This is a genomic window from Hymenobacter sp. BT491, from assembly GCF_014349165.1.
Taxonomy (GTDB): Bacteria; Bacteroidota; Bacteroidia; order Cytophagales; family Hymenobacteraceae; genus Hymenobacter; species Hymenobacter jejuensis.
This window is the reverse complement of sequence record NZ_JACSJJ010000001.1, coordinates 1,182,996-1,207,872: the sequence shown is the minus strand read 5'-3', so window position 1 is coordinate 1,207,872 and position 24,877 is coordinate 1,182,996. Positions and strand designations below refer to the sequence as shown.

General features: G+C 57.6%; 14 protein-coding genes. 9 read left to right on the top strand and 5 right to left on the bottom strand.

From position 1 onward, the window contains the following. Nucleotides 1-146: 146 nt before the first annotated feature. The 3 genes from H9I52_RS05165 to H9I52_RS05155 all read right to left on the bottom strand — a co-directional run bounded on the left by H9I52_RS05165 (nucleotide 147) and on the right by H9I52_RS05155 (nucleotide 4,628). The gene (locus H9I52_RS05165; RefSeq protein WP_187452955.1) at nucleotides 147-2,513 is read right to left on the bottom strand and encodes an ABC transporter permease; all 2,367 of its coding nucleotides are present in this window, start codon (nucleotides 2,511-2,513) and stop codon (nucleotides 147-149) included. Between the two features lie 62 nt (nucleotides 2,514-2,575). Then, nucleotides 2,576-3,265, bottom strand: a complete 690-nt coding sequence (locus H9I52_RS05160; protein ID WP_139513655.1) for an ABC transporter ATP-binding protein — start codon at nucleotides 3,263-3,265, stop codon at nucleotides 2,576-2,578. A 103-nt stretch (nucleotides 3,266-3,368) separates the two neighbouring features. Then, nucleotides 3,369-4,628, bottom strand: a complete 1,260-nt coding sequence (locus tag H9I52_RS05155) for an efflux RND transporter periplasmic adaptor subunit (protein ID WP_187452954.1) — start codon at nucleotides 4,626-4,628, stop codon at nucleotides 3,369-3,371. A 313-nt stretch (nucleotides 4,629-4,941) separates the two neighbouring features. Between H9I52_RS05155 and H9I52_RS05150 the strand changes: the two genes are divergently transcribed. Then, a complete protein-coding gene (locus tag H9I52_RS05150; RefSeq protein WP_187452953.1) occupies nucleotides 4,942-6,324 on the top strand; it encodes a sigma-54-dependent transcriptional regulator in 1,383 nt (460 codons plus the stop codon). Further along, nucleotides 6,314-7,666: a sensor histidine kinase gene (locus H9I52_RS05145; protein WP_187452952.1), complete on the top strand. Its 1,353-nt coding sequence runs from the start codon at nucleotides 6,314-6,316 to the stop codon at nucleotides 7,664-7,666. Before H9I52_RS05150 ends, H9I52_RS05145 begins: the two co-directional genes overlap by 11 nt. A 36-nt stretch (nucleotides 7,667-7,702) precedes the next feature. Here the strand turns inward: H9I52_RS05145 and H9I52_RS05140 are convergent, their stop codons facing one another. Both H9I52_RS05140 and H9I52_RS05135 read right to left on the bottom strand, forming a co-directional pair. Then, a complete protein-coding gene (locus H9I52_RS05140) occupies nucleotides 7,703-10,348 on the bottom strand; it encodes a hypothetical protein (RefSeq protein ID WP_187452951.1) in 2,646 nt (881 codons plus the stop codon). A 74-nt stretch (nucleotides 10,349-10,422) separates the two neighbouring features. After that, a complete protein-coding gene (locus tag H9I52_RS05135) occupies nucleotides 10,423-11,112 on the bottom strand; it encodes an efflux RND transporter periplasmic adaptor subunit (RefSeq protein WP_222940404.1) in 690 nt (229 codons plus the stop codon). 393 nt (nucleotides 11,113-11,505) lie between these two features. Between H9I52_RS05135 and H9I52_RS05130 the strand changes: the two genes are divergently transcribed. From H9I52_RS05130 to H9I52_RS05100, 7 genes are all read left to right on the top strand, one after another. Continuing rightward, nucleotides 11,506-12,870 carry a glycoside hydrolase family 88 protein gene (locus tag H9I52_RS05130; RefSeq protein ID WP_187452950.1) on the top strand — a complete coding sequence of 455 codons (1,365 nt, stop codon included), beginning with the start codon at nucleotides 11,506-11,508 and terminating at the stop codon, nucleotides 12,868-12,870. A gap of 93 nt (nucleotides 12,871-12,963) precedes the next feature. Then, nucleotides 12,964-15,825, top strand: coding sequence for a glycoside hydrolase family 2 TIM barrel-domain containing protein (locus H9I52_RS05125; RefSeq protein ID WP_187452949.1), 2,862 nt, complete (start codon nucleotides 12,964-12,966; stop codon nucleotides 15,823-15,825). Between the two features lie 232 nt (nucleotides 15,826-16,057). Continuing rightward, nucleotides 16,058-17,089 carry an FUSC family protein gene (locus H9I52_RS05120; RefSeq protein WP_187452948.1) on the top strand — a complete coding sequence of 344 codons (1,032 nt, stop codon included), beginning with the start codon at nucleotides 16,058-16,060 and terminating at the stop codon, nucleotides 17,087-17,089. A 345-nt stretch (nucleotides 17,090-17,434) separates the two neighbouring features. Then, nucleotides 17,435-18,424 (top strand): ABC transporter ATP-binding protein, encoded by a 990-nt coding sequence (locus H9I52_RS05115; RefSeq protein ID WP_187452947.1) that lies wholly within the window; start codon nucleotides 17,435-17,437, stop codon nucleotides 18,422-18,424. 21 nt (nucleotides 18,425-18,445) lie between these two features. Next, complete coding sequence (locus tag H9I52_RS05110) at nucleotides 18,446-19,645, top strand: lactonase family protein (protein ID WP_187452946.1); 1,200 nt, start codon at nucleotides 18,446-18,448, stop codon at nucleotides 19,643-19,645. A gap of 586 nt (nucleotides 19,646-20,231) precedes the next feature. Beyond that, the gene (locus H9I52_RS05105; protein WP_187452945.1) at nucleotides 20,232-23,270 is read left to right on the top strand and encodes a SusC/RagA family TonB-linked outer membrane protein; all 3,039 of its coding nucleotides are present in this window, start codon (nucleotides 20,232-20,234) and stop codon (nucleotides 23,268-23,270) included. Nucleotides 23,271-23,297: 27 nt separating this feature from the next. After that, nucleotides 23,298-24,872, top strand: a complete 1,575-nt coding sequence (locus H9I52_RS05100) for a RagB/SusD family nutrient uptake outer membrane protein (protein WP_187452944.1) — start codon at nucleotides 23,298-23,300, stop codon at nucleotides 24,870-24,872. Nucleotides 24,873-24,877: the final 5 nt, after the last annotated feature.

Here is a 24,877-nt window from a genome sequence, read left to right as displayed (position 1 = left end):
TTGTTGAAGCTGGCTGTATAACCCCTTGAGAGAAGGGCCTTGGCGGTCCGCATGTCAGTACTGCAAATCCTTACCTGACAAGCAACATCACAAATCTTTTTATAAAGATCTTATCATCAAGCAATTACATCAACAAGAAAGCCGACTTACTCGTCTCGCAAGCAGAGCACCGGATTAGCTCGGGCGGCACGCACAGCTTGCGTTCCGACAGTAATCCATGCCACCAGCAGCGCCAGGAAGCCTGCGCCGAGGAAGTACCAGATTTCCAAGGGTATCCGATACTCAAAGCTGTTCAGCCACTGCCGTACCACCAGGTAGCTGAGGGGCAAGGCCAGTGCGATCGCCACTATCACAAGTTTGGCCAGGTCGATGGACAGCAAATACACAATGCTTACTTGGCTGGCTCCTAGCACTTTGCGAACGCCAATCTCTTTGCGCCTTTTCTCGGCGGTGAAAGTGGTTAAGCCCAAAAGGCCCAAACTGGAGATGACAATCGCCAAGCCGGCAAAGTAGCGTGAAAGCAGTGCAACACGCCGCTCGGAAGCATATTGGGCCTGGTAAGCTGCATCGAGGAACTGGTAATCCAGGGGCATGCCAGCGTTGAATTGCTGATAGAATCGACGAAGGCGGTTGATGGTCTCTTTCTCCTGCCCGGCGGCAAGTTTAACGAGCACGGTACCAGCTGCTTGGGGCTCCAAGCGAAAAATAAAGGGCTCTACTTTTTCGTGCAGCGAGGCATAGTGAAAATCCTTGGCCACCCCCACAATCTGCGCCGTGCCCAGGGCTGTACCGACCGGGTGCTGCAACCCCAACCTCGCCACTAGAGCTTCATTAACGATGATTTTTAGGCTGTCGGAACGAAACTTCCGCGAAAAGCTGCGCCCTTCCTTGATCTGAATACCCAGCGTTTCAAGCAGGTCGTAGTTTACGCCTAGGTTGTTCGTGGCTACTTTCCGGCCCTCCCACTCTACCTCTGGCCCCGGCCCGTGCGGACCCATTTCCACAAAAAAGCCCCACATGCCCGACGCATTTACCACACCTGGCAACCGCTTGAGTTCGGCCAGAAAGGCGCCCGGCTGCTGAGCTGACTTACCACCCGTTTCGAAATAAATGACGTTGCTTTTGTCGTAGCCGAGGCTTTTGGCTTGGACAAACGCGATTTGCCGATGGATGACCAGCACACACACGATGAACAGCACCGACAGCGTAAACTGAAACACAACGAGTCCTTTGCGCGTCCATAAGTCGGCTACCGAATTCATCAAGGTGCCTCGAAATACGGCAGCCGGCTTGAACCCCGACAAATAGAAAGCAGGATAGCTGCCCGCCAGCAGCCCCGTGAGCAGCGCAATTGCCAGAAAGGCAGCCATGACGCTCAGCTTCGGGGCAAGCGTCAGGTGCTTGCCGGTAATTTCATTGAATTGAGGCAGCGCTATTTGCACAAGCACCACAGCTATAATCAGGGCTAAAAAGGCCGTCAGCACCGATTCGGTCAGAAAGTGCACTACGAGCGTGGCCCGACTTGCGCCCAATGTTTTGCGGACGCCTATTTCCTTGAGCCGCCGCGAAGCTTTCGCCGTTGCAAGGTTCATGTAATTGATGCCGGCAATCACCAAGATGAGAGCAGCAACGGCCGAAAACAGCTTGACGTACTCGATGCGTCCGCCTGCGCTCACGCCGTTTTTGTGCTCGCCGTGGAGGTAACTAGCCGAATATGGCTCGATGAAAAGCGTGCGGTTGGCGTTCTTGGCCGATTTACGCGTGAGCAGCCCCGCGATCTTGTTGTTAAACTGCTCTGAATTAGCGCCTTCCTGCAGCACGACAAAGGTGCTGAACGGGCCGTTTGCATCAGCCCAGTCAACATTGTGGCCTATTTTCATGATGTCTTTGAAGGCATCGAAAGACAGCACAAAGTCAAACTGCTCGGAAGAGTTGGGTGGGATGCGGTCAAAAACCCCTGACACCACGCACGTCTGCTTGAGATCGGCCAATTGCCATTCGAGCGACTTTCCAATGGCATTCGCCGGGGTTCCGAACAACATGGTGGCGAACTCAGCGGAAAGAACAATGGCGTTCTTGTCTACCAATGCCTGGTCTGGGTTGCCCTGAATCAGCGGATAAGTGAAAATGCGGAAGAAGCCCTTGGCAGCATATTTCCCGACGGCCCGGATGCTTTTCTCCTTGCCTACCAGGGTAAACTTGGGAAAGAAATTAGGGGGCGTAGCGGCGGCAGCATACTCAATTTCGGGCATTTCAGCCTGTAGCGCCTCGGCCAAAAGTGGAGTATTTCCGTCGCGGGTATTTATTCCTTCGGGCGTGCGCTGATTTTCCATCACCCGAAAAAGCCGGCCCTCGTTTTGGTGGTACTTGTCAAAGCTCAATTCATCGTTTACCCACAGGTACACGGCCAAAGCACACGCCAAACCCGTCGACAACCCGACTAGGTTGATGAAAAACGTGGTTTTAGACCGCACAAAGCCGCGGTAGATGAGCAAAAGCGAGTGCTTAAACATGCGCCGTATGAATAAAATATAAGCCGCTCACAATAAGAGCTTTAACTAAAAACCCTTGGCACTCAAGTCGTAAACTGCTTGTGCACGTTTTCCATCACCACTTCGCCATCGAGCAGCCGGATGACGCGGTGGGCGTAGCGGGCATCGTGCTCGGAGTGCGTCACCATGATGATGGTGGTGCCGGCTTCGTTGAGCTCCGTGAGCAGCTCCATCACCTCGTTGCCGTTGGTCGAATCGAGGTTGCCGGTGGGTTCGTCGGCCAGAATCAGGCGGGGCGAATTGATGACGGCCCGCGCCACGGCCACGCGCTGCTGCTGACCGCCTGAGAGTTGCTGCGGAAAGTGATTGCGCCGGTGCATGATCTGCATCTTCTCCAGCACCCGATCGACTTTCTCTTTGCGCTCGGCCGCGCTCGCCCCCAGGTAAATCAACGGCAGCTCTACGTTTTCGACCACTGTGAGCTCATCAATGAGGTTGAAGCTCTGGAACACAAACCCCAGGTTTTTCTTGCGCAGTTCGGCCCGCTTGCGCTCGCTGTAATGCGCGATTTCGGTGCCCGCAAACTTGATGCTGCCGCCATCAGGCTCATCCAGTAACCCAATGATATTCAACAAGGTAGACTTCCCGCACCCCGACGGCCCCATGATCGCGACAAACTCTCCTTCGTTCACGGCGAGGGATACCTTGTTCAACGCTTTGGTTTCTACTTCCTCCGTGCGGTATACTTTTTCGAGGTTTTCAATCTGAATCATGGCGGTCAGCGTTACTGTGGGTTGGCGTAGGTTGATGTTTTATAAGGATCTTATGATCAGTAGTTTATCAGTTGGCTCAAAACGGCGCGGTGCCGTTGGATTTTTATTCTTGCTTCTCCTTGAGCACTAGTTCGCCCATGTCTTCGTAGCCTTCGTAGCTGGAAGTCACGACTTTATCGCCGGGCTTCAAGCCTTCGAGCACTTCGTAGTATTCGGGATTTTGGCGGCCCAGCCGGATGTCGGCTTTGTAGGCTTTGGTGCCACTTTCATTGACCTTGAAAATCCAGTTGCCGCCGGTTTTCTGGTTGAAGCCTCCTTTGGGCACCAGCACGGCCTGGGTCTGGTCGCTGAGCGCTAGGCGCACCTGCAAGGTCTGGCCGCGGCGGATGCCCTGTGGAGCCGCCCCCACAAACTCCATATCGACTTGCAGGCCCTTGTTGATTTGCGTGTATATCTTCTTGACGCTCAGCTCGTAGCGCTTGCCATCGAGGGTAAACTCGCCTTTCTGCCCCGGAAAAATGCGGGAGATGTAGTACTCATCGATGTTGGCGCGCACCTTCAGGCCGTTGAGCATATCCACCTGGCCGATGCGCTGCCCCCGCGAAATGGATTCGCCGATTTCCGCATTCAGCGAAGTGATCCGGCCGGCTACCGGCGCCTTGATGGTCAGGTCGTCCATCTTCTTGTGCATCAGGGCCAGGTTGCTTTGCATGCGTCCCACCGACTCCTGCATCTGGTTGATTTGCTGGCGCATCGCCGCCGAATCCTGCTTGAGGGTTTGCTGGGTGAGCAGCCGTTTGCGCACCTGGTACTGGTAGTTGTTCTGACTTTCGGAAAACTCCTGCTTCGAGATCACCTTCTGTTCGTAGAGCGTCTTGTTCAGCTCGTAAATGCGCTTGGCTTCCTTGAGGCGGTATTCCACATCGGCAAACTGGTTGAGCTGCTGAATGCGGTTTTGCTGCATCAGGTTGCGCGTGTTTTGCAGGTTGTTCATCAGGTCGAACACGGCCGTCTCGCGGTTCACCATCTCCAGCTGTAAGTCGGTGTTGGCGAGCTGAATAATGGGCTGGCCGGGCGTGAGCGTGGCACCGTCTTCTACCAGCATACTCTTCACGGTGCCGCCTTCGGTGGCGTCGAGGTAGATGGTTTTGATCGGCATCACGGTGCCGTCAATCGGGATAAACTCCTGGAAACTACCTTTCGTAACTTCGCTGATGGTGATGCGCTCCGGGTCGACGTTCAGCTTGCTGGGCCCCGCCGTGGAAAAGTAACTTGCGGCCAGCAGCGCCAGCACCAAAATCACGCCCCCCGAGAGCAGCAGCTTGCGAAGCGTCCAGGTTTTCTTTTGAATGGGTACGTCCATGATTATCCGAAGGCTTTGCTTGTCTTCGCAAACGCCTTCCTGCTGCATCAAGTAAGGATTATGCCATTTGTATAATTACTTGATTATCAATATATTATGAAACAAGGCTTTGCACCCGATGGTTGTAGTGTTCGCTTTTGATACAACTTGCTGTCCGGTAGCGATACACCCAAGCGGACGGGTCAAGAAAAATCCGGCTCAGAAAGCTCCAAAGCGGGTTATTTTATCTTAGTACAGTTTATGATAGGCTTTTGGAAACAGAGCTTTCACGCTTCCAAAGCAGATATTTAATTCTTCAATCGCAGTAGTTCCAATGGCTTTTAATAAGGCGCGCGTTCTAGTAGTCGACGACGACAGAGATGTTCTGTTTGCGGTCAAGATGCTGCTCAAAACAGAGGTGCAGGAAGTCGTCACGGAGCGTAACCCGGAGAACCTGCTGTCGGTGTTGAGCAAGCAGGCGTTCGATGTCATTTTCCTGGACATGAACTTCAAAAGCAATCTGGGCACCGGCAACGAGGGCTTGTACTGGCTCGGCCGCATTTTGGAGCGCGACAAAGACGCCACCGTCATCATGATCACGGCGCACGGCGAAATCAGCACGGCGGTGCGGTCGCTCAAAGCTGGCGCTACCGACTTCATCGTGAAGCCCTGGCACAACGAGAAATTCCTGGAAACGCTGGAAGCCACGCTGCAAAACAAGATCCGCAAAACCGGGCCCGCCAGCAACGCGCCCAAGCGTCCGGCCTCTTTCGCCGACGCGGCCATGCTGGGCAACTCGGAGCCCATGCAGGACCTTTTCCATAAAATTGAAAAGGTAGCGCCCACCGAGGCCAACGTGCTGTTGCTGGGCGAAAACGGCACGGGTAAAGAATTGGCCGCCAAGGCCTTGCACCAACGGTCTTTTCGCGCCACCAAACCGTTCGTCACGGCGGACTTGGCGGCCATGAGCGAAGGCATTTTCGAAAGCGAGCTGTTTGGGCACAAGAAAGGCTCGTTTACCGACGCCAAAGACGACCGCGTAGGCCGCTTCGAGGCCGCCTCGACCGGCACGCTGTTTCTGGATGAAATCGGTAATATCTCGCTGCCGCAGCAGGCCAAATTGCTGACGGCGTTGCAGAACCGGCAGGTGATTCCGCTGGGCAGCAATACGCCCGTGCCCATCGACATTCGGCTGATTTCGGCTACTAACGTGCTCATTTACGAGTTGGCTGCCAAAAGCCAGTTTCGCAAAGACCTGATTTACCGCATCAACACCGTCGAAATCACGTTGCCGCCCCTGCGCGAGCGCGGCGACGATGTGTTGCTGCTGGCCAAGCACTTTGCGGGCCTGTACGCGGCCCGCAACCACAAGCCAACGCCGGAATTTGAGCCAGCTACTTTCAAAAAACTCAAGCAGCACAACTGGCCCGGCAACATCCGCGAGTTGCAGCACGCAGTGGAGCGCGCCGTGATTCTGGCCGAAGGCAATGTGCTTCGCCCGCAAGACTTTAGCTTTTCGGCCATGGAAACGCCCCTCCCCCAGCCTGGACTGTCGGTGCCGGGTTTTGCCGAAGGTCCGCTGCAACTAAACGAAGTCGAAAAAAACACCATTCTGCGCGTCATTGAGCGCCACAACGGCAACATCACCAAGGCCGCCAAAGAACTCGGCATTACCCGCACCGCCCTCTACCGCCGCCTCGAAAAACATGACCTTTAAACGGCTCGAAATCGGCATTTTCTTTCGGCTGCTGGCGCTGCTGGTCTTGCTGTACGGAGCTGTGTATTATGCCCACAAAAGCACCTATGCGCCGGTGTTTTTTGCCGCATTTCTGATTGTGGTGTTGGTGCTGGAACTGGCGCGCTACGTTACGCGCAGCAACAAGGAGCTGGCGAGCTTTATTTTGGCGGTAAAGTACCGCGACTTTTCGCAGCACTTCAACGAAGAGCACACCAACCCCTCCCTGAAGCAGCTGCACATGGCTTTCAACCAGATTAACAGCACGTTCCGGCAGCTCAGCGCCGAGAAGGAAGCGCAGTTTAAGTACCTGCAAACCGTGTTGGAACTCATCGACACCGGCATCATTTCGTACGATGCCGAGGGGCACGTCGAGTGGGTCAACGAGTCGTTTAAGCAAACGCTGGAACTGCCGTATCTGCGCAATATTCACGCGCTGCAAAAGCGCCACGAGCTGCTCTACGACGCGATCACGCATCTGGAGCCGGGCAACCCCTCGGTGGTGAAGCTGACGGTGGGCAAACGAACGATGCAGCTGCTGCTGTCGGCCACTTCGTTTAAGCTGCACGGCCGGGAGTTCACGCTGATCGCCTTCAAAAACGTGAGTCACGCGCTCGACGAAACCGAAACGGAAGCGTGGCAGAAGCTGCTGCGCGTGATGACGCACGAAATCATGAATTCGGTGGCCCCTATTGCGTCGCTGGCCGATACGCTGCGCCGCCACGTGCGACTGGAAAAAGAAAAAACCACTGAGCCGCTCCTCTACGACCCCGATTTGCTCGACGATGTGGAGGAAGGCATCCGCATCATTCAGCACCGCAGCGAAGGCTTGCTGAACTTTGCCCAGGTGTACCGCAACTTCAGCAAAATCACAACTCCTTTACTGACAACCATTTACGTACAGGAGCTCTTTCACAGCATTCGGGCGCTGCTGGCCCATCAGCTGGCCGAAAAAGATATCGAGCTGCGAATTTCCGTGCAGCCCGTGGATCTGCTGTTGCAAGCCGACAGCCGCCTGATGGAGCAAGTGCTGATCAACCTGATCCTGAACGCCGCCCATGCTGTCGAAGGCCGCGAGCATCCGCAGATTCAACTGGTGGGCAAAGCCGAGGAAAACGAGCGCGTGACGCTGGAAGTAATCGACAACGGCACGGGCATTCCGGCCGAACTGCTGGACAGCATTTTCATCCCGTTTTTCACGACGCACCAAAGCGGTTCGGGCATCGGCTTAAGCCTGGCCAAACAGATCATGCACCTGCACAAAGGCAGCATTCAGGTGCAGTCGGTGGAGGGGGCGGGCAGCGTGTTTCGCCTGCACTTTTAACCGATTGCTTCGCTAACAAACAACACCGCTGTTGCGCTAGAAAAGAAAGCCTAACCGGATCACCGGCAAGCGATCTTCGCGGGAGAAGTTGTACGTCCCAACAAGCAGCACCTTGCGGAATGGCTCCATCCAGAGGCCGCCACCGTAGCCGGTGTGCCACTTATCCGAGTGATTTTCCTCGTCGGTCCACACACGGCCCACGTCGTGAAAGCCGACAAACCCGAAATCAGCCGAGAACAGAAAGGTGTTGAAGGTGCCAAACCGCCCGCGTACCTCCAGGTTGTTGTAGAGGCTGTTTTCGCCCCCGAAACGCGTGCGCCGATAGCCGCGCAGGTTGGAAAGCCCGCCCAGAGTGGCCGCTTGGTAAAACTCGTACTTGTTGAAATTCAGCAGGGTACCTACGCGGCCCGCCAAGGTAATGCCGGGCGTAGCGGCGGGCGTCCAGTAACCGGCTATTTCCGAAGCTAGCTGCGATACGTCGTGCGTTGCGTTTGTGAGGCCGCGCATGCCCGTGTATTCGGTGTGCCACAACAGGCCGTTGTGGGCGTGCCAGTCGTTATCGCGCGTATCGAGGGTGTAGCCGGCTTTCAGGCCGCCGTAGTGTTTGGCCGAAAAGAAGTCATCGGCTGTCGAAAACGCGGAGATGAAGCGCCCCGGCGTCCGCTCTACTCGCACCCGTTGGTAGACGGGCCCGATAAAAAACTCCTGGTGCTGCCCGATGCGCTGCCGAGCCAGCACTTGCAGAGCAGCGTTGTTGTAGCGCACCCGGTAGTAGTTGATTCCCAGATCTTTATCATAAACCGTCTCGTTGCCAAACCCGAAGAAGTTGCGCACAAAATTGGGCGTTTGCAGATCGCCCCGCACGAGCAGGTCGGCGTTGCCGAACAGCCGATTGAACTCGCCGGTGTAGCGAAAGCTGTAGGCGCCGGTCGCCAGGGCCACGTTGGCCTGCAAGCGATGTACGGTTGCCCAGGGCAGCTTGCGAAAACCAGGGCGGCGCAGCTCCACGCCGACGCCCAGAAACACGCCGTCGTCGCGGTTGTACGTGATGGGCAGCAAGGGCCCGGCGTAAGCGTACCGAAACGCCTGGCGGTTGTGTTGGTTGACCGTAGAATCGGTAGAAGTGCGGTTGCGGCTTTCCGGGCCCAGCTTCAGCTCGTTGCCCGTTGGGGTGTCGTAGACCAGCGTGTGATGCCGCAGCCCTGCTACGCGTGAGCGATCGCTGAACACGTCCTCGCCCTCGCCCCCGATCAGCCGCACGGTAATGCCTTTGTGCACATCGCCGCTCACGTCCATCACATCGTGTCCGCCGTAGCCATACAGGCGTATTTCCTTGGTTTCTTGGCACTTAAAGGTGCGTTGGTAGAGCGGATCGCCCTCCGGCTGATCGTTGGCGCCGAGCGGGTAAATCCGGACACGGGTGAGTGAATCGTTTAGGCGCGCCACTTCGAAATATTCCGACTTGTCGCTGCCCGTAATGTCGACTTCGCGCGCCAGAAACCGGTAATACTGATCGGCGTAGGCGGGCAGCGCGTCGCGGTTCGATTTCAAGTGGGCAATGATCGTAGGGCCCGAGAAGCGAAAAACGGTATCGGGCAACTGATGAATGGCCTTCTCAATGACGGCATCGGTTAGGCGGGCTTTCATGTCCTGCGCGATGGCCAGCCACTCTTCCCGCGAAGGCTCGGTCAGGAAGGACCGGTCGAAATACCGCGCGCTGAACATAAACGTGTTCACGTTGCGCAGCGAACCATCGAAGCCCTGCACGGCCGGCACGGCCCAGTCGCGGCTCGCGATGTTGGGCAGCAATCCTTGGTTAACAAAAAACGCCTGGTCGCGATCGCGCGGCACGGCCCGTAGCAGCATGCCGCCGTTGGGCCGCTCGTACGCAAACCACCGCCACTGGTCTTCGTGCCGATCAAAGTCGGCCACCGCCACGTCGAAGAGCCGGGCCCGCACCAATTCCTTCTGATCGACCCGGTTTTTGAAGTCGGCGCGCAGCAGTTCCAGCACCTTATCGGTGTTGTAGTTCTTCTCCAGCGTACGGCCCGCAAACGAGCCCGGCACCAATGGGTCGCGCTCTTCCAGAATGGCGAGTGTATTGGCAAATAGCGACCTGAATTCGCCAAGTTTCTCATCGTCAGGCACATACACCAACTCTGGATTGGTATGGCCCACTCCCGCTGCTTCGGCCAACACCGGAATGGTAAGCGCGGCATACGGGTGCGCCGCCGAAACCTGATCTTGCACCACCTTGGCGGCCACCGTGTTACGCAGTTCGGCGCTCAACACCATTTCGGTGTTTTTCTCGATGGAGCGCAACACGAACTCGCGCCCGTTAGCGGCGCGCAGGCGCAGCGACTTGGTTTGCTTGCCTCCGCCCTGCCGCAGCGGCTGCAAGCCGCCCTGCGAGGTGCCCAAATTCAGGATTGGTACCCGGACGGGCTGCTCCCATTCCTGCCGGTAATTTTTGCCCAGGAACATTGTCTTGAGCTTGCCGGCTTTGTATTGCTGGCTGGCTTCCACCACGATGGTTTTTTGCTCCTTAAACGGGGCATTGGGTTTTGGCACAACCGACGCTACCGAGGCCGGCGCGGTTGGGGAGGTGGTGCTGGAGGTTTGCGCAAAGGCCACGCCGAAGGCCGCCGCCCAAAGAATACCCGCTGGTAAAAGTATCCGCATAGCATAGTGTATTTTACAATGAGGAATAACTTAGCAAGCAATTCTGACCGCGTGCGCAGAGCTAAAAGCGCCGTTTAGCGCTTCGCCATGGTGGGCGGCGCACCTTGTGTTTTCAGCACGACGTTGGCGTGCATAAGGGGCATTATCAGGGGGGCAACGCCGTTTTGCACCGTAATTGCGACTACCGTGCTGGGGCGGGGCGACGTTTGGGGCGTGACGCTTCTGATCACTCCCGTGAAGGTTCGCTTGGGCAGTTCGGTTATGCGCACCTGCACCTGATCGCCGATCTGTACGCCCTGCCCTACCTGCGGCGGCACCACCAGATTGACCCGGATGTTCGATACATCTTGCAGGGTAGCCACGTAGGTACCGGCCCGCACGTGCGCTCCCACATCGACGCGTTTTTTAACCAGAAAGCCGTTTCGTGGAGCCGTTACGTAGCCCCGGCTGAAGTCGGCGGAAGGCATGTCGTCGTTGAAGAGCTTCAGCATCACCTGCCCGCCCCGGATGTAGTCGCCTTCCGAAAAAAATACCTGCCGCACCCAGCCGTTGGCGTGGGCGACTACTGGCAGCAAATAGCCGGCTTCGGTGATACCACTCACCGGCACCGACAGGATACCGCTTTCCAGCGGACGCACGCTTGCCGGTGTGCTCGGCGCGGCCTGCGGTTTTGGGAGGCCTCCTTTCCGCTGAGCCCCGGCCGCAAAGGCCAGAATGCCGAGCAGAAGAACAGGCCTAATTAAAGATGCAATATATTGACCCATAATGATTTAGATGGGATACACAAAACTCCATTTTCTCGCGCAGACGCCACAACCCTGCTGCATCTTCAGATGCCCAACCTAAGCCTGTTGCTGCGCAAACAGACCCCACAATTGCCCGTGTCGATGCCTAGGCGCATCACCTAAGAGACGAAGACAAGATATTTATAATCCAGTTTTTTATCAAATTTATACTAAACAAAATATATGCTTTTTCGTTGCGGTTCGGTCATATTTCGGCCAGTTGCTATATTTTGACGCCTACCCCTAATGGGGGCACATGACAGTACAGGTAGGGCGATTGTCCGAAGGCGTGTACTTTCAAAAGCTTTCTTGCACCGCTGCCGAGCGCACGAAGCTTGCTGCGCGTCCAAACCATCCGGAAATCCCATCTATATGACAACCAACCTGTTACTAAAAAGCAGATTACACGTGCTGGGCCTGTTGATGTGTGCGGCACCAGCGATGGCGCAGCAAAACCCGCCGAAAGCCAACGACGCTACCACGCCCCTGCACCTGCTGCAACCCGCCTACCCGGTGCCTTATGGCAAAGTCACCCCCGACGACGTGCGCCAAGTAGTTGATCGGGTGTACAACTACCTGAACGCCGTTACGCCCGCCGAACTCGTTGATAAACAGACCAACGCCGCCGTCACGACTCGCGGCAAGTTCAACCCGAATGCGGTGCTGAAACCCGGCGATTTTCGCCTGACCAGCTACGAATGGGGCGTTACGTACTCGGGCATGTTGCTGCTCGGGGAGGTAACCGGCGATAAGAAATACACCGATTATACCTTCAGCCGCCTGAAGTTTCTGTCGGAGCTGCCGGCTTACTTTCGCGCTTACCAAACGGCTAACCCGCAGGCTCCCACTCCCATCCGGGGCTTTATGAACCCGCACGCCCTGGACGATGGCGGCGCCCTGACTGCGGCCATGATCAAGGCCCAGCGCGCCGGGGCGCCCGCCGACCTGCGGCCGATGATCGATCCTTTCATGAACTACATCATGACCAAGGAGTTCCGTCTCGCCGATGGCACCTTGGCTCGCAATCGTCCGCAGCCGAATACGCTATGGCTCGACGATTTGTACATGAGCATTCCGGCCATCTCGCAGATGGGCAAGCTGACCGGCGAGCGACGCTACTACGACGAATCGGTGAAGCAGTTCACGCAGTTTTCGCAGCGTATGTTCGACAAAGACAAGGGCTTATACATGCACGGCTGGGTGCAGGGCATGACGGTTCATCCCGAGTTTCATTGGGCGCGGGCCAATGGCTGGGCCTTGCTGACCAAAGTAGAATTGCTGGACGTGCTACCGGAAGACCATCCGGGGCGGGCCGCGGTTCTGGCGCAGCTCCAGGCGCACGTCAAGGGCTTGGCGGCGGTGCAGTCGGGCACGGGCTTCTGGCACCAACTCCTCGACCGCAACGATTCGTACCTCGAAACTTCCGCTACGGCCATTTACGCTTACGCCATTGCCCATGCCGTAAACAAAGGCTGGATCGATGCCAAAGCCTACGGCCCGGTGGCGCTGCTCGCCTGGAACGCCGTGAGCACCAAAGTCACGCCCACCGGCCAGGTGGAAGGCACCTGCGTCGGGACCGGCATGGGCTTCGATCCGGCCTTTTACTACTACCGTCCCGTGAACGTGTACGCCGCCCACGGCTACGGCCCGGTGCTGCTGGCCGGCGCCGAAGTGATTCGGCTGCTCAAAAACCACCCCTATGAAATCAACGACAGCTCGGTGCAGCTGGTGAAGTAAGCGCCTGCGCGGGGAGCAGGATAGTACAGGTTACTAAACGCGAATCGAGCTGGTACTTTGGGCAGATAAACCTTCCCAAAGTAGCTCCAGCTTATGCGCCTCTCTCTAGCTTGTTGGCTTACTTGCTTGTCCCTGTTGTGGTCCGTGGCCTCTGTGGCCCAACCTACTGCCAAGCAAGTGCAATACCTGTCGGGCACCGATAATACCCACACCGCCACCTGGGATTTTTATTGCACCGGCGGGCGCAAAAGCGGTTTCTGGACGAAGATTCAGGTGCCTTCGTGCTGGGAGCAGCAGGGTTTTGGCTCCTACAACTACGGCCGCGACTACAAAACCTACGGTAAAAACTTCCGCTTCGCCGACGAGAAAGGCCAATACAAGCACTCGTTTACAGTACCCGCCGCTTGGCAAGGAAAGCGCGTGTACATCGTGTTTGAAGGCTCGATGACTGATACCGAAGTAAAGGTCAACGGGCAGCCGGCGGGCGCTATTCACCAAGGGGCTTTCTACCGCTTTAAGTATGACATCACCGACAAGCTACGCTTCGATCAGCCTAATACACTGGAAGTTACGGTAAGCAAAATGTCGGCCGACGCGTCCGTGAATAACGCCGAGCGGCTGGCCGACTACTGGATCTTTGGCGGCATTTTCCGGCCGGTATACCTGGAGGCCTATCCCGAGCAATTCATCTCGCACACGGCCATCGACGCGAAGGCCGATGGCTCGTTTGCCATGAACGTGTTCCTGAAAAACGCAAAGCAGGCCGGGCAGGTGCAAGCCGAAATCGTGGATGCGCAGGGCAAAACCGTGGGCACGGCGCAGGCCAACGTAGCCGCCACTGATTCGCTCGTCAAGCTCCAGACCAAGGTGACTAAACCCCTGCAATGGACTGCCGAAACGCCCAACCTCTATCGGGTGAAAGTGTCGTTGAAAGCGGGCGGCAATACGCTCTACCAAACCTCCGACAAGTTTGGTTTCCGCACGATTCAGATCCGGCGCGGCGACGGCATTTATGTGAACGGCACCAAAGTCAAGATGAAGGGCATCAACCGACACAGCTGGTGGCCCGAGACCGGCCGGACGCTCAACGATTCGATTCACCTCATGGACGTCAAGCTCATCAAAGAGATGAATATGAACGCCGTACGCATGTCGCACTACCCGCCCGATGCGCGGTTTCTGGAGCTTTGCGACTCGTTGGGGCTGTACGTGCTCGACGAGCTGGCGGGCTGGCAAAAGGCCTACAGCACCCCTGCCGGCGAGAAACTGGTGAAGGAAATGGTGATCAAGGACGTCAACCACCCGAGTATCATTTTCTGGAGCAACGGCAACGAAGGAGGCACCAACAAGGAGCTGGACGATGATTTTGGTAAATACGACTTGTCGAACCGGCCCGTAATTCATGCCCACCACCGCCCCGGCAATGCCTACAACGGCATCGACTGCAACCACTACGAGAATTACTACAGCACCCAGAAGATTCTGGCTGACAGCCTGATCTACATGCCCACGGAGTTTTTGCACTCCCAAGACGACGGTGGCGCAGCCGTGGGGCTGCACGACATGTGGGAGCTGCATTGGGCCGCCAAGCGCTCGGGCGGTGGTTTCCTGTGGGCGCTGATCGACGAAGGTATTGTGCGCACCGACCAGAACAACATCATCGACGTGAACGGCGTGAACGCCCCCGACGGCGTGCTGGGTCCGCACCGCGAAAAGGAAGGCAGCTTTTACGCCCTGCGCGAGATTTTTTCGCCGATCAAAATAGACTTGCCAGCGCTGCCCAAGTCGTTTAAAGGCAAGATTCCGGTTGAAAACCGCTACCATTTCACCAACCTCAACCAGTGCTTTTTTCAGTGGGAGCTGGTGAATTACCACAAGCCCGGCGACACGTTTGCGGGCTACGTCACGCAGAAAAAGGCCCGCATCGGCAGTCCTTCGGTGGCGCCGCTGGCTACCGGCAACCTGGACCTGAAGCTGCCCAAAGACTGGAAGAATTACGATGCCATTGTGCTGTCGGCGTATGACCCCTATAAGAACTTGGTTTACAAATGGATATGGAAAACCGGCAGCCCTGAAAAAGCCCTCGACGGCATCGTGGCGTTCGACGCTAAGCAGCCCGTAGCCGTCACCGACAGCGACTCGCTGCTGGTGCTGAAGGCAGCCGACATCACGGTGGGGTTCAACAAGAAAACGGGCAACATCACGGACGTACGCGGCAACAACGGCGACAAGCTCTCGTTTGGCAACGGCCCGGTGCTGGTAGCCGGCAACAGCACGTTTGCGGGCCTCACCCACCGCACCGAAAAAGATGGCGAAGTGGTGGAAGTCCGTTACACCGGCGACCTGAAATCGGTGCGCTGGAAAATGTACGGCACCGGCTGGGTGAGCCTCGAATACGAGTACGCGCTCAACGGCGATTTTCCCTTTACCGGCATAAGCTTTACCTACCCCGAAAACTACGTGCTGAGTGCCAAATGGCTGGGCAAAGGTCCCTACCGCGTCTGGAAAAACCGCTTGCAGGGCGTCACGACCAACGTGTGGGAAAACGCCTACAACAACACCCAAACCGGCGCCGCGCCCTGGATTTACCCGGAGTTTAAAGGCTACTTCGCCGACATTACGTGGCTGGAAATGAACACTGTAGAAGGCAAGTTTTTGGTGGCTAGCAAAGAGCCCGACATGTTTGTGCGCCTGCTGGATTTCTATGGATTATCGGGGGTGAAGCCGTTTCCGGCGCTGCCCGTGGGCAACTTCTCCTTCCTGGATCGCATTCCGCCGCTGGGCACCAAGCTCGCGCTCAATATCGACGCCAACACCAAAAACCTCGGCCCCAACAGCGAGCTCAACCACGTCGCCGGCAGCACCAAGCGCACGCTGTACTTCTTCTTTGGCCTGCCCAAAACCACCGGCAAAGAGCAGCCCTACACTGTCCCGACGAAAAACGACTTGTTCTGATTTTGCCGGTATGGCGTAACGATGAAGCCCTAGCAGCCCTTATTAATAACTGTTTGATTATCAAATATTTATATTCTCCGTAACAGTTAAGAGCTTGGGCGCTCCCGTATGAAATAAGCCTGCGTACACCGGAGGCTTAACTTTGGCGTGTTAGCGGCTACCTTAGTCTTACTGCATGAGAGGCCATATTAGGCGGTATGTCCCCCGAACTCGGCGCGCAGTTCGCAGCCTTGTGCAGCTTCACGACGCACCTTGGCGCTGGAAGGTGGGGCTGGAAGCCAGCCTGGTCATGGGCCTACCCGTCGGGTTGTTCACTTTGGCCGGCCATCAACCCCTGGGGTTACAGGCGGCTCTAGGCAGTTTCACGGCCCTGTATGCCGCTGGGCTGCCCCGCCCCGACCGGGCTCGGGTGCTGCCGTTTGTGGCTTTGGGCCTGTTGTTGGCGGCAGCGCTCGGAATCGCTTGTGCAGGCAATACTTGGCTGACCGGTGCTTGCCTGATCGGGGTGAGTGCGCTGGCCTGCACGCTGTCGTTGGGCTTCCGGCTCGGCCCACCCGGCCCGATGATGTTTGTGCTGGTGGCCGCAGTTAGCAACCACCTGACGGCACCTACTTCCCTCGGGGGCGTGGCACTGCCCGGCCTGCGCCTGCTCGGGTTGATCGCTTTGGGAAGTACGCTGGCCTATCTGGTGATCGGGGCGCCACTGGTTTGGCCTAGTGCGCGGCGTCCTGCTTCCGCGCTGGCGCCAGCTTTACCAAGCTTCGAGCTTACCGCGGAGGCCATCGCCATTGGCCTGCGCGTGGTAATTGCCGTGACGGTAGCCTGCTTGGTCAGCCGTCCGCTGGGCGCGTATCGGACGTACTGGGTGGTCCTGAGCGCCATTGCCGTGTTGCAGTCAAGTTATTCGCGACGACTCACCAGCATCCGCGGCGTGCATCGCATGATCGGCACCGTGGCGGGCGTATTGGTCTTTGAGCTGCTTTCGCTGCTGCATCCGGCTGGCCTTGGCATTGTGCTGTTGCTCATGTTGCTGCAAGGCGCCACGGAAGTCGTAGTAGCCCGCAACTATGCGCTGGCCCTGCTTTTCATAACGCCCATGGCCCTGATCAACTCCACGGGCGGCCATGCTGGCGATACGCTGGTCACGGTGCAGGGCCGCATCCTCGATTCGCTGCTGGGCTCTGGCCTTGCCCTAGCTGTGTTTTGGGCTGGGGAAGGCCTCCAGCGCTTGCAGACGAGTTTGACCAAGGCGAGCAGACAATGATCAGAGTTACTCCGTAAGAGCGCGATCACGAATCAAGTAAATTAATGATTATCAATCCATTACGTAAGATCACTCCAGTAACAGGAGCGCCTCTTTAATTTCTTAATAGCCTTCTTGCTTCCTATTTTGGCCCGCCAATCGGCAGCAGTGCGGATGATTGGTGCAAAGACGTGCCCAAGGGGCGTTTGCGGTTTTGGTAGCTTGGTCCGGTTTGCTTCCTCTATCTTTCGCGGCGAGGTCCGGCGCGTGGGCAGGGTGCTTTAGCGAGCCGGCAGCAGATCGGGTGTTCCGCAAAATAACACGCATCTACTTGACGATCTTTACATTACAGACCCTGTAAGCTACATGGAGTTGTTAACGGTTTCCGGAATTGGCTTTCAGGAACAAGGAAAATGGGCGCTGCAAGACATCCGGTTTACCCAGAAGCGACACCAGAAAATCGCGCTTTCCGGCGAAACCGGTGCCGGCAAAAGCACGCTGCTACAGATCATTGCGGGCCTGATTCAACCCAGCGTTGGAGAAGTACACTTCGAAGGCCGGCGAGTAAAAGGACCGGCCGAGGTGCTGGTGCCGGGGCAAGCAGGCGTGGCCTATCTGTCGCAACACTTCGAGCTGCCTAAGTTTTTGCGGGTGGAACAGGTGCTGCGCTACGCCAACAAACGCTCGGCGCAAGAAGCCCAGACGCTCTACGACGTATGCCGCATCAACCATTTGGCCAGCCGCCAAACGAATCAGCTGTCAGGCGGTGAGCGTCAGCGCATTGCGCTGGCGCGGCTGCTGTTGGGAGCGCCGCAGCTTTTGCTGCTCGACGAGCCTTTTTCCAACCTCGACCGGGTGCATAAACTGATTTTGCAGTCGGTTATTCAGGACGTCGGCGAGCGCTTGGGCATCACTTGCATGCTGGTTTCGCACGACCCGTTGGATGCGCTCTCGTGGGCCGACGAGGTGTTGGTGTTGCAAGCGGGCAAGCTGGTGCAGCGCGGTACACCCCAAACCATCTATCGGCAACCGGCCAACGAGTACGTAGCCGGCCTTTTTGGCGACTACAACGCCGTGAGCGGCGCTGCTCTGGGGGCTTTGGCCAGCTCAAGCAAAGGCTTGCCTACGGACAACACCTTGATAATCAGACCCGAGGATTTTACCATCGGATCTTCCAAAAGCAAAGGCGTGCGAGGGCTGATAAAGGCCGCGCAGTTTTTCGGCAGCTATTACGAGCTGAAAGTGGCCGTGGCAGACGCTACGCTAACCATCCGGACGGGCAAGTCCAATTTCGCTCCCGGCGACGTGGTTTACGTAACGGCCGCCGCCGAACGAACATGGCTCATCAAACCATAATTATTTGATAAACAAGTATTTATGTTAAAATCAGCGCGTACCCGCCGGGATTTTCTGAAAGCCGCAGGATTGGGATTGCTCAGCCTGCCCGCCGTTCTGGCTAGTTGTGCCCGGTCGGTGCCGCGAAGCGAGGCGCCGGAATGCTTGGTGTACGTGGGCACGTTTGTGCTGGCCGGTAGCGAGAGCCTTTTCCTGTACCGCCTGAACATGGCTACCGGGGCGCTCACGCTTGTAAGCGCCCTAGATGCGGGCGGAAAACCGGGTTTTCTTACTCTTGACGCGAAAAGGCAACACCTATACACCGCCACGCGCGTCGATGAGTTTGCAGGCGTGCAGGGCGGCGCTGTTAGCGCCTTTGCTATTGATCGAAGCACGGGGGCTTTGCGCCTGCTAAACCGGCAATCCTCCGCGGGGGTCGGCCCCTGCTACATCAGCCTTGATCATAGCGACCGCTGCGCGCTCGTGGCCAACTATAACAGCGGCAGTATCAGCAGTTTGCCTATTCAGGCCGACGGCCAGCTTCGGTCCCCGGCCAGCACCGATCAGCACCGCGGCTCGGGCCCCAACCGCAGCCGCCAAGAAGGCCCGCACGCGCATTGCATCATCGCGGACCCTTCCAACCGGTTTGCTTTTGCCGTTGACTTGGGCCTTGATACGGTGTTTGCGTACGCGCTGGACGCGCCCACCGGCATGCTACGCCTGCGCGATACACCCGCTTTCAGGGCCCAGCCCGGCGCCGGTCCGCGCCACCTCACGTTTCACCCGAACGCCCGCTTTGCCTACCTCACCAACGAGATTGCCTCGACCGTAACGGCCCTCGCTTACGATGCGGCGCAGGGCACGTTCCGCGAAATCCAGACGCTGTCGGCGCTGCCCGCCGATTTTACCGCGACTAATACGCTGGCCGACGTGCACGTTGCGCCCAACGGCCGCTTCGTGTACGTTTCCAATCGCGGCCACAACAGCGTGGCCGTTTTCGCAATCGATTCCAAAAGTGGTCGCCTCACGCTCGTCCAGCACGTAGCTACGCAGGGCAAGACCCCGCGCAATTTTGGCCTTGATCCAGCGGGGCGTATGTTGCTGGTCGCCCACCAAGATTCGGATTCGATCGTAGTATTTCGCATCGACAGCCGCAGCGGGCGCCTCACCCCAACGGGCGTTTCCGTGGCCGTGCCTACGCCCGTATGCGTGCAGATCGTGGAGGATTTTACCCGTGGCTAACCAGAGCGCCGCGGGATCTTAACTACCGCTTTAAGAGCCTAACAATCATGGGGCTACATCCCGGCCGCGCTTCACTCTGGCCGCTCACACGTAGCCCGTACTAGTTGCCAGATCTATCGCCGAATTGATATTTCGAAGCCTTAGCTTCTTTAGCCTCTAATCGGGCCAAAGGAGCTAAGGCTTTCTTTCATAAGGTCATAGGAGCGGCAGCGGCCACCCAGTAGCACCAGGCATTTGCTTTAAAATTTATCCATATAGTTATCTATATAAACCATTGATTATCAATAATTTACAATAGCAACAACCTGAACCATAAAATAAGCAGGCTGTTTCATCTGATCTAATTTGCCCCCCTATTTTGACCAAAACCACCCACCAAATCCGGTGGGAGGCCCGCTACATTTAGGCTGTGTAAACCGCGGTGCTGCGCCCTTGGCCAGCACCATTTTCGACACCTCATCCGGCAGTCCTTTCCCCTTGATACTTGCCGGCCGAAAGCGTCCGAAAAGGTTTCCGCTCCAGGCGTGCTTCTTCATCTCCCACCCATCCTGACGCAGGTTAGGATGTCAATTTTTCCTCAGTACTTATGAAAAGAGAATGGCTACTCTTTTGTGGGGCGCTTGCGCTCCTGAAATCTACTTCCGCCTTCAGCATCCCGATTGCTGCTGACCGGACGAGTCCGGATTGGGCAACGGCCCTTCCGGCGGCTACTGCCGCAGCTGATATCACCGTGACCGGCACCATCACCGACGAGCGCAACCAGGGCCTGCCCGGCGCGACGGTTGTGGTGAAAGGCACCACCATCGGTACCGGCACCGACGACAAAGGCAACTTTACCCTGCGCGTGCCCGAGGCCAACGCCAATGGCACGTTGGTCGTGACATTTGTGGGGTATCTGGCGCAGGAAGTGGCACTCAACGGGCGCACCAGCGTCAACGTGCAGCTCCGCCCCGATGCCCAAGCCTTGAAAGAGGTGGTGGTAGTGGGCTACGGCACGCAGAAACGCTCCGACGTAACGGGCTCCGTAGTTTCGGTGCCGACAGACCGGCTGGAAAAGCTGCCCGTAGGCAACGTGGCGCAGGCGCTGGAAGGCGCTGTGGCGGGTGTGACGGTGGCCACGACTTCCGGCGCGCCGGGGGCTCAGCCCCGAATTCAGGTGCGCGGCGTACGCTCCATTACGGCCAACACCGATCCGTATATCATTCTGGACGGGGTGCCGTTTCCGGGCAACCTAAACGACATCAGCCCCACGGACATCGCCTCGATGGAAATTTTGAAGGATGCCTCGGCCACGGCCATTTATGGTACGCGCGGCTCCAACGGGGTAATCCTGATCACAACCAAGCACGGCAAAACCGGCAAGCCCCAGATTCGCTACACGGGCTACGCGGGCCCGGAGTACATGACCAACACCCTGAAGCCGATGGACGGCCCGGCGTATGCGGCTAAGTATCAGGCTTATAAAGAGCAGGCTAAAATCACCGGTGACCCGCTGCCCAACTTTGGCGAGCTGGAAAACTACAAGGCCGGCAAAACCACCGATTGGCTGAAGCTCATCGGGCAGCAAGGCTTCGTGCAAGACCACAACCTGTCTTTCTCGGGCGGTACCCCTGATGTAAAGTATTATCTATCAGGTGATTACTTCAAACAAAAGGGTATTCTGCGGGGCTACCAATTTCAGCGCGTGAGCATTCGCTCTAACCTCGACGCCAACCTCACCAACTGGTTGCGCGTGGGCACGTCGGCGTTTTACGCTAGCTCCAATGACGACGGCGGGCAAGTAAACCTGGCGCTGGCGCAGGCCATGAGCCCGTACGGCGTGCCCTACAACCCCGACGGCACTTATAAAATCCAGGCGATGCAGCCGGAAGCGCTGTTTGTCAATCCGTTGCTGGGCCTGACCACCACGCGCGTTAGCAAGGTGAACCAGCTCACGGGCACGCTCTACGCCGAGGTGCAGCCCACCTTTGTGAAGGGCCTGACCTACCGCCTGAACGGCAGCTACTCCTACCGCCCTTACCACTACGCCAACTACACGGGCCGGCTAGCCAACGACTTGCGCGGTACGGGCGTCATCACCAACGACGAGCGCCACAACTACACCATCGAGAACATTGTGGTGTATAACCGCGACTTCGGCAAGCACCACTTCGACCTGACGGGCCTGTACAGTGCCCAGCAGAACACCTACTTCACCACTACCGAAACCGCCAGCGGCTTCATCAGCGACCAGACCGGCTACAACAACATCGGTTCGGGCAGCATCCCGCCCACGCTGAGCTCTTACGACGAGCGCCGTTCGCTGCTCTCGCAAATGGGCCGCCTGAACTACTCCTACGACAGCCGCTACCTGTTTACGGTAACGGCCCGCCGCGACGGCTCGTCGGTATTCGGCGACCAGGCCAGCAAGTATGCTACCTTCCCTTCGGTAGCACTGGGCTGGAATGTGGCTAACGAGCAGTTTCTGAAAGACAACGGCAAAGTCAACCTGCTGAAGCTGCGGTACTCGTATGGCATCACGGGCAACGAGGGCATCAACCCGTACCAGACCATCACGGGCCAGACGCAGCTCCAGTACACCTACGGCGGCGTAACCTTTACGGGCCTCAGAGCCAATACGTTAGGCAACTCAAAGCTAAAGTGGGAAAGTACCACCAGCAGCAACGTCGCCCTGGATTTCGGCCTGTTTGACAACCGGGTTTCGGGCTCGTTTGAATATTACGACGCCCGCACCAAAAACTTGCTGCTGGCGCGCCTGATCCCCATCATCAACGGCTACAGCAGCGTACTTGACAATATTGGCCGGGTACAGAACCGCGGCATTGAAGTGGCCCTGAACACGGTGAACGTGCAGCACGGTGACTTTACTTGGAGCACGAGCTTCAACTTTACGCGCAACCGTAACAAGATTCTGGAACTGTACGGCAACGGCACCGACGACATTGCCAACCGCCGCTTCATCGGCAAGCCGCTGAACGCCGTTTATGATTACAAGATGATCGGGGTGTGGCAGCAGGGCGAGGATCCTTCGGGCCTGGACCCCGGCGCCAAACCCGGCGACCTGAAGTTTGCCGACCTGAACGGCGACGGCAAGATCGACAGCAACGACCGCATGTATCTGGGTACTTCGCTGCCCAAGTACACGGCGGGCCTTACCAACACGTTTGCCTATAAAGGCCTGAGTCTGCGCATCTTCCTCCAGACGGCCCAGGGCATCCTGCGCAGTAACGACATCCTGAACCGCGCCGACTTCAGCTACCGCATCAACCAGCCAGCGGCCGTGGGCTACTGGACGCCGGAAAACAAGAGCAACGACCGCCCCGCGCTTTCTTACTTCAATACGCGCGGCTATTCGTACCCCAAGGATGCCAGCTACACCCGCCTCAAGGACGTGACGTTGAGCTACGCCCTACCCCAGACTCTGCTGGATAAGCTGAAGCTGGGCAGCACCTCGGTGTACGTGAGCGGCCGCAACCTCTATACCTGGACTGACTGGATCGGCTGGGACCCTGAGCAGAACTACACGCAGGGCAACGGCTCCGGCAACGGCATTCCTTCGGGCATCGGCGCCAACTTCCCGCTCGTGGCTTCCTACGTGTTTGGCCTGAACCTGGGCTTGCGCTAACCTCCCACCTCCTCTAGCATTTACTTCATGAAACGCATAATCATCAGCTTCCTTGGACTGCTCACCGTAGCGCAGCTCCTGAGCTCCTGCAAAGACACTTTCCTCGACGAAAATCCCAAGTCGCTTTACACGCCCCAAACTTCCCTGGTCGATTCGCTGGGCTTTGAAGCGGGCATGGCCGGCCTGATGTCGGTGGTGCGGGAGCAATACACCTACGATGCCCGGCAGGGCCTGCTGGGCACCATGCAGCTCGGCACCGACGTCTGCATTCCGGGCAGCCCCGAGGGCGTGGAAGTGCCCTACTACAATTACAACCTGCTGAACTCACAGGACGCGGCGGCCTCCATCTGGTGGAGCTGGGCCTACCGCACCATCAACAACGCCAACGTCATCATTCAGCAGGCGTCTGTTGCCCCGGCTACGGTGCGGCAGGGCTATAAAAACCGCATCACGGCCGAAGCCAAATTTTACCGCGCTTACGCCTACAACTTCCTGGCGACGCTCTACGGCGACGTGCCCCTGATCGACCAGCCTGCTACCGGCCCGCGCAACGACTATACCCGTACGCCGTTAGCAGAAGTTAACACGTTTATTATCAATGATTTAACATCATCTATCCCCAACCTCTCTCTGGTTACCAACCCCAGGCTGGCCTCTGGTCGCATTCACCGGGCCGTGGCGCAGCAATTGCTGGCGGAAGTGTACTTGCGCACCGGACAGAACAACCTGGCCGAGCAGCAGTGCCAGGCCATCATCAGTAGCGGCCTGTTTAAGCTGATCACCGCCCGATACGGCGTGCGGTCGGGCCAGCCGGGCGACTACTACTCCGATATGTTTGTGGTGGGCAACCAGCGCCGCAGCCAAGGCAACACCGAGCTGATCTGGGGCATTGAGCAGCAACTCAACATCCCCGGTGGCACAACCAGCGCCCAGCAGCGCCGCATGTGGATTCCGGGCTACTACGGCATCTCCGGCATGCTCGTCGCCGACTCGCTGGGCGGCCGCGGCATTGGCCGGATGCGCCTCAGTAACTGGGTGGACTATCGCCTGTTTGCGGCCAACGATATCCGCAACTCCAAGTACAACCTGCGCCGCCGCTTCTACTACAACGACCCCAAATCGGCCAATTACGGCAAGCGCGTGATTGCCACTGGCTCCGATACGCTCTTCCGCATCACCCCGTACATCACCAAGTGGGCCATGTACGATCCGGCCGATGAGTTTGGCTACGGCACCATCAAGGACATTCCCATGATGCGCTTAGGCGAAACTTACCTGTTGCTGGCCGAAGCACAGTTTAAGCAGGGCAACCTGGCCGGAGCCGCCGCCAGCATCAACGTGCTGCGTACCCGCGCCAAAGCTGATCAGGTTACGGCCGGCGACATCACCCTGAACTTCATCCTCGATGAGCGCACCCGCGAACTGATCGGCGAGGAGCAGCGCCGCCTCACGCTAGTACGCACCGGCACCTTGGTTGAACGTACTAACCGCCTGAACGGCGCCTCAGTTTCCGGTCTGACGCAGAAGAATGTGCTGCTGCCCATTCCGCAAACGGAGCGCGACCTCAACAACGGCGCACTCTCACAAAATCCTGGTTACTAAGCCCA